The organism is Paenibacillus sp. SEL1 (genome assembly GCF_054602535.1).
This window is the reverse complement of record NZ_CM137723.1, coordinates 3,178,320-3,191,054: the sequence shown is the minus strand read 5'-3', so window position 1 is coordinate 3,191,054 and position 12,735 is coordinate 3,178,320. Positions and strand designations below refer to the sequence as shown.

Genomic DNA, 12,735 nt, shown 5'->3' with positions numbered 1-12,735 from the left:
AATCGGCAATGGTTCAGAGGCTTCTTATTATCAGCTCCTATCCTCCTCCGCATAGTTCCTCACATTGCGCTCCACAGCTGAGCGGTATTCTACAGGGGTTTGGCCTGTGTGCTTTTTGAACAACATATGAAAATACTGCCTGCTGGCCACGCCTACATAATCGGCAATTTCTTGAATGGGAATGTCCGTTTGCTGAAGAAGCATACGGGCCTTGTCCATTCGCAGCATCGTTAAATACGCGGTAAGCGTTTGTCCAGTATGTTTTTTGAAAATACGGTGCAAATAACCTGGGTGCAGATTCACGGCTGCCGCCATGTCCTTAACCACAATATCTCGGTCATAGTTCAGATGGAGAAATTCAATGCATCGTTTGATGTACATATCCGCTTGCTGCGTGTTGCTGCGCTCTGCCTCTTCTCGTAGACGTGCAATTCGTACTAGCAACTGCATAAAAAGCATCTCAGCCATTGCACCCGGCTGTTCTTTTCGTTGGTCCAGCTCCAGCACGAGACTTTTCAGCGTATAATATACCTCTTCCGGGTCCGATAGTACCAAATATGGGAACGGACGTGACATGAGCGTCGTGACCTCCTGCTCCTCTGCTGCCATTTGTCGGATAGACGGTCCTACTCTCACTCCCTCCGAAAAACCAAACTCTACATTTAGCATCCGGCACGGTTGTTCTCCTTCCACCACCAGTCGATGCGGTACACCTGCGTCTAGCATAATAAACTCGCCTTTACGCAGCGTGATGCTTTCTTCCACATTCTCTCCCGTTTGTACATCTACCCTGCAAAAGCCGGAAATCATGTACATAATTTCGGTAGAATGATGATCGTGGTAAGACATGGTATAGTCATGCCATTGCTTGTAATAGTAAGCAAAAAAACGGGGAATATAATCCCCGTCACGCAGCCGTGGCTCAAACAGACTTCCGTTCATCCCCGCACCTCCACAAAATAGATAAGGCTAACACAGCAACGTATCTGCAACCGCTCTATTTTCACAGTTTAACAGACTGAGCCATGTACTTCTATTTCACTCCATCGGACGATCTGGAATCCTTTGGATTACGTTAGGGGACTCCTGCCTAAAAGGTTGGGGATTTATCACTTTCTGGACTTAAATACTGAATCAACATTCCCACAAATCGGTTAGCAATTTGTATATCCTCAAGTTCGTTATTCCAATCGTCCTTGGACGTCAGACTCATTTTCTGGAGTATACCCATCATAGACGTGAAGATAAAATGAGCGGTCTTTAAGGGTTCCGTATCAGACTTCAATGATCCATCTTGGAATCCAGCTTCCAGAGCATCCATCAGGAAATGTCGTTCCTTTCCCCTGCTAACAAAATTTTTGTACTGTTCTTTGAGTTCTTGATTTGAATCATAAGCTTCGTAATGCAGATCGAATAAAAGAATAAACTTGATGTATTCCGGATGTTGCCAAGCGTAATCAATCCATGCATCAAGCATCGAAGTAAGCATCTTCTTACCGCTCATTTCGGCTGAAGGTGCCCTTCTAACAAATTCGGTCATGCTCTCCAGGATTTCCATCTGGACCTCAAAGATCAGTTCGTTCATGGACTGAAAGTGCTTATAGAATGTGACCCGGCTTACACCAGCCACGTTGCATACCTCCTTAACATTAACTTTGAGAAAGCTTTGCTTCATAAAAAGTTCCTTCGCAGCAGCAATGAGCTCTTCCCGATTTTTGTTTTTCAAATTCTGGTGCCAGTTCTCAGTCATTAGCAACCATCCGTTTCTCATTTTTTGGTTTTTGTAAGGTTAAGAAAAGGGCAGATGCAAGAATAAGTGCACCAAAAATATAAGGAATATGAATGTGCTTGTCAAACAACAAACCCGCTAAAATAGGCCCCAATATATTGCCTAGGCTAGTATACGTCGTATTCAATCCGGCGGCATATCCTTGACGATCACCAGCTGAGTTCGCGATCATTGTACTTACGGTTGGCCTTAGGAAGGCATTAAAAGCAAAAAACAGTGCCGATACCGCCAGCAAATAACCTAAATTGATCTTAATTATCATTAACAATAAAGCGATGGCTGTCATGATCAAAGAGAGACGTATTAGCTTCATCTCTCCAAGTCTCTTGATGAGATAATCGAGCAGCCATATCTGCACAACGATGCCTATAATTGCACCAACCGTAATGATCATTGAGATTTTAGTGGCATCAAAACCGTATTTTCGTTCTACAAAAAGAGCATACACTGTTTCGTAATTCATCAAACCTAATGTCATGATCAGAATGAGGAGAAGATAACGAAAATAGGATGTCCGAAATGAATTTAGGATTTGGTTGCGAATTGGCTCCCGGCGAACCCATTGGCTAGCGGGTTTTCGTTTTTCCTTGGGTAGTGTCTCTGGCATATACAAACTAAGCAGCGTAGCTATAAGTCCAAGTCCACCAGCAAAAAAATAGGGCATCCTGATGCCAAACTCAGCGATCATACCGCCTAATCCCGGACCAAGCACCATACCCAAATTCATGGAGGCGCCCAAGTATCCCATTCCTTTAGCTCGGGTTTCAGAAGTGGTAATATCAGCGACGTAGGCCATATTGGAAGGAACCATTAGTCCAATACCTATCCCCCCGATAAATCGGGCAATATATAGAAGAGGCAATGTCGTAGAAACAGCAAACATGAGATCCGAGATGACGGTTAAAAACAGACCGATGATGATCATGGATTTTCGACCCCATCTATCCGAAAGCTGCCCACCTAGGGGCGAAAAAATAAACTGTGCTGCTCCAAAAGCGGCAATAAGATACCCCGCAGCAGCTCCTGCCGCATTAAATTGTTTCAAATATTCAGGCAGAATGGGAATCACCATACCTTGACCCAATAAAGCAATAAACAAATTCAGCATCAGAATGAAAAGTGGAAATGTAGCAGACTTAGGTAAGCTGCTCATGTTTGTAACCCCCTCCAACCATTTACACTATGTAACCCTTTGCTATATGTAAACCATATTAGTTGAAATAGGGGCCATTGTAAATAAAAATACAAACCTATTAAGCCTAGCTATTAGGCTCCTGTTTTGCAAACTCCTGTAACATGCCTCTTATTTGTTCTACCAATTTAGCAGGAGCTTTCTTGGGTGAACCCGTGTCAAACGGAGGCTGAGGATCGTATTCCAAAATCAGCTGGACTCCTTTACTCATGTCTTCTCCCAATTCCCAAGCTATTAACTGGAGTGCCATATCAATACCAGAGGAGACACCGGCTGCTGTAACCATTTTGCCCTGACGAACCACTCTCTCATCTGTTGGAATGGCTCCAAGAGATTGAAGCAGGTCTAAGGAACCCCAATGACTGGTGGCTACGGTACCATTTAACAAGCCTACTGCGCTCAAAATCAAAGAGCCGTTACAAACCGACGTGGTCCATTTTGTAGTTTCATGTATTTGGCGAATCCAATTTAACGTTTCTTCGTCATTCATTGGGGTTTTATAATTTGGCGGACTGCATCCAGGAACAACAAGAATATCAGCTGAATTAACTTCAGAAAAACTGTAATCGGCATGCAAATAACCCATATTTGAGTCCAGCTTGATTAACCCTTTTTGCTTAGCGACAAACTTCACTTCACATTTCAGTGTAGCAGCAAACACATCGTATGGACCTATTGCATCTAACGCTGTAATTCCATCGAAAAGCATGATTGCGATTTTCATGATGCTCTCTCCTTTGAAGTGGGATTTTATTCTTGCACACCCATACTAACATACATATACGGGGTATGGGTATATTTGATGATGTAAACCTTTAATAGTACGTACCTGTAAAAAGGCATACTTAAAAAGGGCCACCCCGGGGTAGCCCTTTTTAAGTATACCTGCAAAGCTGTTAATCGCGAGCCGCTTAAGAGCTTTGCTTTCTCAACTGACCATAATATAAATCACTGTAAAAGCCTTTGTGAGCCAGCAGTTCATCATGAGAACCCTGCTCCTCCAGACGGCCATCCTTCAAGACCAGAATCCGGTCAGCCTGACGAATGGTATTCAGCCGATGCGCGATGACGAAACTTGTTCGACCCTGCATAAGCCGCTCCAGTCCTTCTTGTATCTTCATCTCTGTAATGGTGTCAATGCTGCTGGTTGCCTCGTCGAGTACAAGGATAGAAGGGTTGGCCAAAATAGCACGGGCAATAGCCAGCAGCTGTTTTTGCCCTTGACTGATGCCGCTGCCGTTCACTTCCAGCACCTTGTCGTATCCGTCCTTCATCCGAATGATAAAGGAATGGGCGTTAGCCAGTTTCGATGCTTGTTCAACCTCCTCATCGGTGGCGTCCAGTCTGCCGAAGCGGATATTTTCACGAATTGTCCCCTGAAACAGGAAGGAGTCCTGTAGCACAAATGCCATGCGGGAACGCAAGCTTTCACGCCGGATGGTAATAATGTCGCGCCCGTCCAGCGTAATCGTTCCCTTGTCGGGGCTATAGAATCTGGAAAGGAGCTGGATCAGTGTCGTTTTCCCTGCCCCGGTCGGGCCGACTAGTGCGATCATTTCACCAGGTTTGGCTTCAAAGGAAATACCCTCCAGCGTAGCGCTTCCCTCATCATAACCGAAGGAAACATCCGTAAACCGCACCGCCCCCTCTAGATGCCCTACTTCCACTGCGCCGCGTTCATCCTTGGACTCTTCATCTTCATCCAATATTTCAAATACACGCTCAGCTCCGGCAATGGCAGACAGCAGGGTGTTCCACTGGTTAGCCAAATCGTTCAGCGGTCTGGTGAACTGGCGGGCATATTCTACGAATACAATAATTGTACCTATAGTAATGGAGCCGCGAATGGCCAAAATCCCACCGATCCCCGCTACAATAGCAAAGCTGAGATTATTCAGTCCGTTCATCAGCTTCGGTATGAAGCCTGAAATCGTTTGGGCCCAGAAACCCGACAGCCGAATACGGTCATTACGCTCGCCAAAACCATGGATGACTCTCTTTTCCTGCGAAAATGCTTTAATAATCTGCTGCCCGGACAGCGTTTCTTCGATGTATCCGTTCAGTTCGCCCACATTCTTCTGGCGTTCCTTATATAAGGGCCCGGTACGACGTGTGATCCAGCGCATCCCGGCAGCCATTAACGGCACCACAATAAAAGTCAGCAGGGTCATCAGCGGGCTTAACCACAGCATCACCGTGAGTGTACCGATTAGCGTCAATATGCTCGAAAAAATCTGAATGGCGGAGCTGTTCAGCGTAGAACTGACATTTTCGATATCATTGGTCAAACGGCTCATGATCTCTCCCTGCTGACGTTTGCCGTAGAAAGGAATCGGTAGTCGATGCAAATGTGAAAACAGATCGAAACGCATGCGGTACACCGTCTCTTGGGCAATCTCGATCATCCAGATATTTTGCAGCCAGGAGGTCAGCGAGTTGAGCAGATATACAGCTCCTAATCCGATGAGAAAATAAATCCACATGCGTCCACCCGGACCTTCGAGAAAATCATCCACCGCTACGCCGACCAGATATGGACCCAGCAGAGCTAGCCCGGAGCTGAGCAGGACCATGAACAATACCAGCATCAGTTTGGCCTTACGGCGAGCCAGATAAGCCCATATCCGTCCTAAGGTGCCAGACCAGTTCTTCGCTTTGGCCTTGTGGCGCCCTTCAGCTCCCGCCGGATTTCGCAGCACACCAGACGGCGGTGTAGGCTGACGGAACGGTTCAATGAGTTCCTTGAACATGCGACTCCTCCTTTCCATATTGTGATTCATAGATACGCCGATACAGATCCGAACTATCCATGAGATGCTCATGGCTTCCACTTGCCATCAGGCGACCCTCATCCAGCAGTAAAATCTGATTTGCCGATGCGGTCGAGCTGATCTTCTGCGTAATGAGAAATGTCGTGCAGGACAGACCATCGAGTGCATTCAGTAGTGCTGCTTCTGTCCCTACATCCAGCGCACTTGTGCTGTCGTCCAAAATCAGCACTGCCGGCTGGCGCACCAGTGCGCGGGCAATCGAAAGCCGCTGTTTCTGTCCGCCGGATAGATTGACGCCACGCTGCCCGAGCATCGTGTCATAGCCTTGCGGCAAGCGTTCAATCATATTATGGATTTGCGCCATGCGTGCGGCTTTCTGAATTTGCTCCAGGCTGGCACTCTCCAGCCCCCAAGCAATATTATCCCGAATCGACCCGGTGAATAGCAGCACTTCCTGAGGGACATAGCCAATCGCCTCTCGTAATATGGACGCATCCAGTTCACGAGCGTCCTTTCCGTCAAAGCGCACATGACCTTCATCTTCTTCATACAGACGTGTAATCAACTGCACAAGTGAAGATTTTCCCGAGCCAGTGGCCCCCATAATAGCTATTCGCTCGCCCGGTCGCGCCCTAAAAGAGATATCCTTTAGTACAGCCAGATCACTGCCCGGATAATGAAAGCTCACCCGGTCCATTTCCACCTGTCCCTTAATCCGTGTATGATGTGTTGAAACAGACTCCAGCTTTGGCCTATCTTCATTAGATGTGTCCAATACCTCTCGAATTCGCCCGGTAGATGCAGTAGCTCGGGAAAATACAACAACAATACCCGACAAGGCAGACAAGGCCCCAATCGTCCGCAGTGAATAATTGACGACTGCAACCACCTGTCCTACACTGGCATCCCCAGTGGAAATTTGGCCGCGTCCGAACCAAAGTACTGCAATAATCCCTGCATTCATCGTAAACAAAATGAACGGCATCGTCGTTTCTGTCCAGCGTAGAGCGGACACCGTCCCTTTCATCAATTCGCCTCCATAATGGGCAAAACGTTCGATTTCATGCCGCATCCGCACAAAAACCCGGATGAGCCGAATTCCTGTCAGGTTCTCCTGAATCACTCCGTTAACGTCATCCAGGCGACGCTGGACACCCTTAAATAAAGTGACCGTTCGCCGCATCATCACCAGCACAAACACGAACAACACCGGGGCCATAACGGCCAATAGTAGCCCAAGCCTGAAATGTACAACCAGTGCCATCACAATACTGCCGATGACTACAAGCGGAACCCGTGTCATAAACCGCAGGCTCATAAACACCGTATCCTGTACTTGCGTGACATCCCCGGTCAGGCGCGTAATCAGCGACGAAGTGGCAAAACGTTTAAACACAGGATACGAAAAAGATTGCACTTTACGGTACAACTTTTCCCGCAAATCATAGCCGAAGCCCTGACTTGCATGTGAAGCAAAAAAAGAGCTGGATATCCCCGCCATAAAAGCGATAACGGCACTCCCCACCAATACACTGCCCCATAACCAGACGACGGACAAATCCTGCTGTCGGATGCCCTCATCAATGATTTTAGAGATCAAATATGGCTGCGATAGCTCTACCGTCAATTCCAGCAACATCATCACGAGCGCTGCGATGGCTGGAACCCGATATTTTTTCAGAAAAGAAAACATCATTCCCACAAGCATTCCTCCAATTGCCCATAGCCGTCCTTCCAGATCAGCGTGTCATGGTTATAAGATTCGAACCTGCCTGCTGTAAAACCATATATGCGCACTTTATACAGCACTATATTTTATTATACCCTTCTGAACGGCTTCGTTTAACCAGCAAATTGGAGACTCCGGTTGTGAAATTAAAAGATATACAAGAAAGCGTTCCAGTCACGGTCACACTTACCGGACGGGAACGCCTTTTTGGTTATTTCGGCAGCTCTGCCGGATAATACTGCAGCCAGCGCCTTAAATCCGCGCTATGGATGACACGCTTGGGATCTTCACCGACTAGGCGAAGCCGCTCCAGCACAAACTTGATTTCACCGGAGCCCGCCTCGATTCCTTCCTGCTCCAGCATATATTGAACTGCACTTCTGCCCGAATGCTTGCCGAGTACGAACGAATGGTCAGTGCCCAGCTCGGTTGGATCAAGGGCCTGATAGGCGGCACGCTCCTTTAGCAGACCGTTGATATGTATGCCGGATTCATGGGCGAATACCATGTCTCCCACAATTGGCTTGCCTTCGGGAACGATTCGGTTGGAGGCTTTGGACACCAGTGCAGCCAGCGGGTTCAGCAGTTCGGGACGGACGCCGCAGGTTCCTTGATATAGGTCCCTCCACGACATCACCACCTCCTCCAGCGCCGTATTGCCTGCCCTTTCCCCAAGGCCCGACACTGTGGTACTGGCCCAGACAGCTCCCGCCTGCAAAGCTGCCAAAGTATTGGCAAGCGCCAGACCATAATCATTATGACAGTGAATCTCAAGCTCCACATCCTGCGGCACGCGCGATACAAGCCTGTCTATACGGGCAGCTATCGCAGCGGGATGGTGAACAGACAGCGTATCGGCATATCTGAAGCGCCGGATGCCATCCCTGTAGAGCTGATTCGCCAACTGCTCAAGGAACAGGTCATCTGCCCTTGAAGCATCCTCAAAGCCTACGGAAACAGTCAATCCTTTACACTGACCGTAATCAACAGACTTGCGGATCAGCTCTGTCACCTGCTCAGGATTCATACCCAGCTTGGACTTCATCTGCACCATCGACACGGGAACCGAAATATGGGCCCAGCCGACGCCTGTCGATTCAGCTGCATCAATATCCGTGAACACCGCCCGATTCCAGGTCATTAGCTTCATCTGAAGTCCGAGAGCAGCAATCCTGGCAATAGACCTGCACTCCGCCTTTCCCATTGCCGGAATTCCGATCTCAGCCTGCTCCACCCCCGCCGAGTCCAGCATGATGGCAATTTCAGTTTTCTCCTCGGCCGAAAAGGCAACGCCCGGAGCCTGTTCTCCGTCACGAAGTGTCGTATCACAAATATGCAACTGACTCATCTATATCCCCTCCCGTTCCGCAGCAAGGACAACGCGGGTTGCGTTTGACCGCTATAGTGCAGCTACTCATATCCAGCACATTCATACGGTACATACGGTCAGTGAACAGATTGCCCGCATCTGTAATCCATTTGACCGCTTCCAATGCAGCCATACAGCCAATCAAACCCGAGGTGGCTCCCAGAACCGGGAATCCCAGAGGCTCCCAGGGCTGTCCGCCTTCCGGGTAGAGACATTCCAGGCATGCCGTCCTACCGGGATCAATGGTCATCAATGAGACTTCATAGGCGTACATGGCCGCTTCTATCATCGGTCTGCCATGTCGAACACATAGTCTGTTCAGCGCATATCTTTCCGGAAAGTCATACCGTGCATCAATCACGATATCCGCCGCTTCTACCCATGGTCCAGAGGATTCTTCCGTGATTCTGTGGGCGTGGCCCTCAAGTTGGGTCTCTGGGTTAATACGATGCAAATGCTGCAATGCCGTCTCCATCCGTTCCTCCCCGATTCGCCCGCTGTCCATCAGCACCTGCCGGTTCATATCGGGTAGATGGATTACGCCCTCATGGGCCAATATCAGCTTTCCCACTCCGGCAGCGGTCAGGTACATGGCCGCTGTCCCTCCCAATCCTCCGATGCCAGCAACCATAACAGTAGCCTGCTTTAGCCTGTTCTGACCTTCCGTTCCCAACAGCTTCAACTGGCGTCCGTATCTACTGTCTTCCAGCAGCTGTACCATTCGTCCACCTCCTCCATGTGCGGCCCCGCCATTAAGATATTCGGTCCGCAGGATCTTGACACCATATCTGGTTGTTCTTCGGTTATTCTTCCTTACTGAAGGCTCATGATTCGGCTTTGCCGCTGCCCTCCTCAGCGTGCAGGATTTTGGCAAGCCACATGGGCGGATTGCGAGCCAGCATATTCTGGAGACGCTGGACCTGCTCCTCAATGGTGCTGCCGAAGGCCACCTTCACAGGCATAATGGTCCGCTTGGTAACCTGTGCGGCGGCCGAAGCGCCAATCTGTACCAGAAAGATCAATGCACAATCTTCAATCAGGCCAATTCGGCTGGCGATCTTACCTGCCTCGTTCTCATCGCTTCCCAGGGCTATCCGCCGATGCTCCAGGAACTGAACGCCTGAGTGCCGGATTTCGAATACAGTGAACATGGGACTCTGTCCAAAATGAGCATTCACAAGCACACCGTCTTCCGTCGCAAATGCAACCTTCATCCTCCCTTCCCCCCCTCGGCAAGCAATACATTGCCTACTTTGTTCACCCACTCCATGGTTCCACGGTATCCGACGCTTACGGATGTGTGGGCGCCCAGCTCGTCATACACCGGCAAGCCTGCCGGCACGAATGAGGCGCCAGCCCGTGCCGCTCCCTTTCTTCCATGCGAATTGCTGATCCACAAATCAACGCCCTGCGCGCTCTCCTCTGCATCATCCAGATCACCGATCCAGACTTCCCGTTCTGTCTTTTGCAGTGCAGGCGTGCTGCAGGGTGTAATTAGCCGTTTCAGTTCCACTCCCATCTCCTCCAGCCAGGCTGCGGTCGACAGCATATGATCCGGTTCTAGCGCCACTACAGCGGAAGCGCCGGAATAATAGAAATGAGCATCCAGCATGCTGTCCAACAGATTTTCACGCTGCCAGCGGAAGCGAACAGGGGCTGGCTCGCGGCTGATTTTCTGCAGAAAATGTACGAACGCATCGCTCGCGGCCAAGCCAGACAGACCCGTGAACAAGTGGTAGGGAATGCCTGCGGCATGAGTCAGCCTGCGCGCCGGACGCTCCATACTCGCGCCAATGACAATGGTGCAGGAAGACTCCAGCATCTGGCAGGCTGAATCCAGCGGAGTCCCCCCTCTCGTCAAAGGGGAAAAACCTGTCAGCAGGTGACCGGACAAGGAAGTGGAGATATCGGGGAGTGTGATAACCTCCAGGCCGAAGGAAGCGATAATATCCTTGATTTCCATGACATCTCCGGCAGTCAGATAAGAAGCCGGCATCAGATTGACCTGCGTCCGGCGCTGTTTTTTGGGGGACTTGCCTCCGGCTAACCCGAGTACGGCATCCATTAGCGACTCTACTGTACTGCTGTAGCCCGTCTCCAGAGAGCCGTGAAAATCAGGCAGCGATATAGAAAACAGCAAACTGTCCTTCAAGGCTCTTTCTCGCTTGAACGCCTTTACCCTAGACTGAAAATCAACGCCTGCCACCTCAGTGAGGGCCGTGCTGATAACGCCGATGACATCTGGATGGTGTTTGGACCAGATATGATCCAGCGCCTCCTCCAGATTCCGGTCTGCATCAAATATAACGTCCATCTCTTGCAGCGCGGAGGTCTGAACGGCAATCGGCTCTCGAAAATGGCGAGTCAGCAGCGCCTTGGAGAAGGCCGAGCAGCCCTGAGCGCCGTGCAGCAAAGGCATTGAGCGATACATCCCCTGCAGAGCCAGCACGCCGCCCAAAGGCTGTCCTACCTTGAGGGGGTTGACACTGACAGGCTTCGTGGCGGATTTAATCGGCAAATTCCGTCTCCTCCTCCCATGGAGCCAATTTGGCGGTCAGTTCCCATACCGGATGCTGTAGCGTATGCACAAGCTGTTTCGCCAGAGATAACAGCCCGTCATAGCCCGCATAGGCTTTGTGCCGTTCTTGATTGATGTCCACAAAAGGAATTTGTTCCTTAAGCGCCATATACATGTTCCGGCCCCCGGCAATGACCATGTCTGCCTTGCGGCTCCGTACAGTCTTGAGAATCTGCCGGGCGCCGCCTTCCGGGATGTATTCCGCATCATCTCCGATACGGTCAGCAATCCGGGATACATCCTCGGCAGTGCTTTTGTTCGTGCCTACACCAACCACCTTAATGCCCAGCTCCTGCAAAGCCGTAATGACAGACCAGCTCTTTACACCCCCGGTATAGAGCACTGCCCGCTTTCCTTTCAGCTGCTTGCGGTAGGACTCCAGCTCCAGCGATAGCCTCATTTCCTCCCGTGCGGCCAGCTTATCCACCCGTCGCTCCACATCACGATCTCCGGTCAGGTAAGCCATCTGTCGCAAGGAATAACTCGTCTCCTTTGCTCCATAAAATGAACCTTCAAAATAAGGAATGCCGTATTTACGCTCCATTTGGACTGCCAGACCCAGCAAAGCCCGGCTGCATACGACCATATTGGCCTTGGCACGATGCGCCCATCCCACCTCACGGAACCGACCGTCTCCGGTAATTCGGGACAGGATACTCATTCCCGCCTGCTGCATCAGCCGCTCGATATGCCACATCTCACCCGCAATATTGTATTCCCCAATGAGATTGATATCATGGGAGGTTGTCTGTTCCGGCTCGGTGCTGCCGATAATATGCTGGAACAGCACATCTCCGGCAAGCCGGGTCCCAAGATTCTTGCTGCCCACAAATCCCGGGCTGTTCACCGGAATGATCGGCGTTCCCAGCTGCTCTGATTCAGCCTTGCAAACTCCCTCGATATCTTCACCCGTGAGGGCTGTGACGCATGTGGTATAGACGAATACAGCGGGAGGAGCAAAGCGGCTGACAATGTAGCGGATCGATTCATGCAGCTTTTGTTCACTACCAAAAATGATGTCCTGTTCTCCAAGATCAGTAGTGAAGCCATACGCCGACAGCTCCGGGCCGCTGGACAGACTGCCTCTGCTCTCCCAGCTATTGCCGAGACACGCAATCGGCCCGTGCACCAGATGAGCCGCATCTGCAATGGGGATCAGTGTAATCTGGGCCCCGTCAAAGGAGCAGCCACCCGAAGCCTCCCCCGGCACAGGCCGGGGACAGGGCGTGCTTTTGGGAATTTTGTTGCCGCAGGATACCTCCAGCCTTCCGTTAGACACAGCCGGCTCCATCCACACAACCCCCTTA

Annotated in this window: 11 protein-coding genes; all 11 read right to left on the bottom strand. The window is 50.3% G+C overall.

Going from position 1 to position 12,735, the window contains the following annotated elements; genetic code table 11:
- Window positions 1-30: 30 nt before the first annotated feature.
- The 11 genes from ACYCSE_RS14485 to nifE all read right to left on the bottom strand — a co-directional run bounded on the left by ACYCSE_RS14485 (window position 31) and on the right by nifE (window position 12,719).
- Complete coding sequence (locus ACYCSE_RS14485; RefSeq protein WP_459698481.1) at window positions 31-942, bottom strand: helix-turn-helix domain-containing protein; 912 nt, start codon at window positions 940-942, stop codon at window positions 31-33.
- A 148-nt stretch (window positions 943-1,090) separates the two neighbouring features.
- Complete coding sequence (locus ACYCSE_RS14480) at window positions 1,091-1,750, bottom strand: TetR/AcrR family transcriptional regulator (protein ID WP_459698480.1); 660 nt, start codon at window positions 1,748-1,750, stop codon at window positions 1,091-1,093.
- Complete coding sequence (locus tag ACYCSE_RS14475; RefSeq protein WP_459698479.1) at window positions 1,743-2,942, bottom strand: MFS transporter; 1,200 nt, start codon at window positions 2,940-2,942, stop codon at window positions 1,743-1,745. The genes ACYCSE_RS14480 and ACYCSE_RS14475 overlap by 8 nt, the downstream gene beginning before the upstream one ends.
- Window positions 2,943-3,048: 106 nt before the next feature.
- Window positions 3,049-3,705 carry a DJ-1/PfpI family protein gene (locus tag ACYCSE_RS14470; protein ID WP_459698478.1) on the bottom strand — a complete coding sequence of 219 codons (657 nt, stop codon included), beginning with the start codon at window positions 3,703-3,705 and terminating at the stop codon, window positions 3,049-3,051.
- A gap of 187 nt (window positions 3,706-3,892) precedes the next feature.
- On the bottom strand, window positions 3,893-5,731 hold the full coding sequence (locus tag ACYCSE_RS14465) for an ABC transporter ATP-binding protein (protein ID WP_069291241.1): 1,839 nt from the start codon (window positions 5,729-5,731) through the stop codon (window positions 3,893-3,895).
- The gene (locus ACYCSE_RS14460) at window positions 5,712-7,448 is read right to left on the bottom strand and encodes an ABC transporter ATP-binding protein (RefSeq protein ID WP_459702524.1); all 1,737 of its coding nucleotides are present in this window, start codon (window positions 7,446-7,448) and stop codon (window positions 5,712-5,714) included. The genes ACYCSE_RS14465 and ACYCSE_RS14460 overlap by 20 nt, the downstream gene beginning before the upstream one ends.
- A gap of 244 nt (window positions 7,449-7,692) precedes the next feature.
- The gene (locus ACYCSE_RS14455; protein WP_459698477.1) at window positions 7,693-8,829 is read right to left on the bottom strand and encodes a homocitrate synthase/isopropylmalate synthase family protein; all 1,137 of its coding nucleotides are present in this window, start codon (window positions 8,827-8,829) and stop codon (window positions 7,693-7,695) included.
- Entirely contained in the window at window positions 8,807-9,571 is a 765-nt protein-coding gene (locus ACYCSE_RS14450) for a HesA/MoeB/ThiF family protein (protein WP_459698476.1), read from the bottom strand. The genes ACYCSE_RS14455 and ACYCSE_RS14450 overlap by 23 nt, the downstream gene beginning before the upstream one ends.
- Before the next feature lie 103 nt (window positions 9,572-9,674).
- The gene (locus tag ACYCSE_RS14445) at window positions 9,675-10,064 is read right to left on the bottom strand and encodes a NifB/NifX family molybdenum-iron cluster-binding protein (protein ID WP_069291237.1); all 390 of its coding nucleotides are present in this window, start codon (window positions 10,062-10,064) and stop codon (window positions 9,675-9,677) included.
- Entirely contained in the window at window positions 10,061-11,368 is a 1,308-nt protein-coding gene (gene nifN, locus ACYCSE_RS14440) for a nitrogenase iron-molybdenum cofactor biosynthesis protein NifN (RefSeq protein WP_459698475.1), read from the bottom strand. The genes ACYCSE_RS14445 and nifN overlap by 4 nt, the downstream gene beginning before the upstream one ends.
- Window positions 11,358-12,719: a nitrogenase iron-molybdenum cofactor biosynthesis protein NifE gene (gene nifE, locus ACYCSE_RS14435; RefSeq protein ID WP_459698474.1), complete on the bottom strand. Its 1,362-nt coding sequence runs from the start codon at window positions 12,717-12,719 to the stop codon at window positions 11,358-11,360. The genes nifN and nifE overlap by 11 nt, the downstream gene beginning before the upstream one ends.
- Between the last annotated feature and the right edge of the window lie 16 nt (window positions 12,720-12,735).

Coding starts and splice junctions, on each gene's coding strand:
- ACYCSE_RS14475 (WP_459698479.1), bottom strand. CDS start 2,942: ATGAGCAGCTTACCTAAGTCTGCTACATTTCCACTTTTCATTCTGATG.
- ACYCSE_RS14465 (WP_069291241.1), bottom strand. CDS start 5,731: ATGTTCAAGGAACTCATTGAACCGTTCCGTCAGCCTACACCGCCGTCT.
- ACYCSE_RS14455 (WP_459698477.1), bottom strand. CDS start 8,829: ATGAGTCAGTTGCATATTTGTGATACGACACTTCGTGACGGAGAACAG.
- ACYCSE_RS14480 (WP_459698480.1), bottom strand. CDS start 1,750: ATGACTGAGAACTGGCACCAGAATTTGAAAAACAAAAATCGGGAAGAG.
- ACYCSE_RS14460 (WP_459702524.1), bottom strand. CDS start 7,448: ATGATGTTTTCTTTTCTGAAAAAATATCGGGTTCCAGCCATCGCAGCG.
- nifE (WP_459698474.1), bottom strand. CDS start 12,719: ATGGAGCCGGCTGTGTCTAACGGAAGGCTGGAGGTATCCTGCGGCAAC.
- ACYCSE_RS14485 (WP_459698481.1), bottom strand. CDS start 942: ATGAACGGAAGTCTGTTTGAGCCACGGCTGCGTGACGGGGATTATATT.
- ACYCSE_RS14470 (WP_459698478.1), bottom strand. CDS start 3,705: ATGAAAATCGCAATCATGCTTTTCGATGGAATTACAGCGTTAGATGCA.
- ACYCSE_RS14450 (WP_459698476.1), bottom strand. CDS start 9,571: ATGGTACAGCTGCTGGAAGACAGTAGATACGGACGCCAGTTGAAGCTG.
- ACYCSE_RS14445 (WP_069291237.1), bottom strand. CDS start 10,064: ATGAAGGTTGCATTTGCGACGGAAGACGGTGTGCTTGTGAATGCTCAT.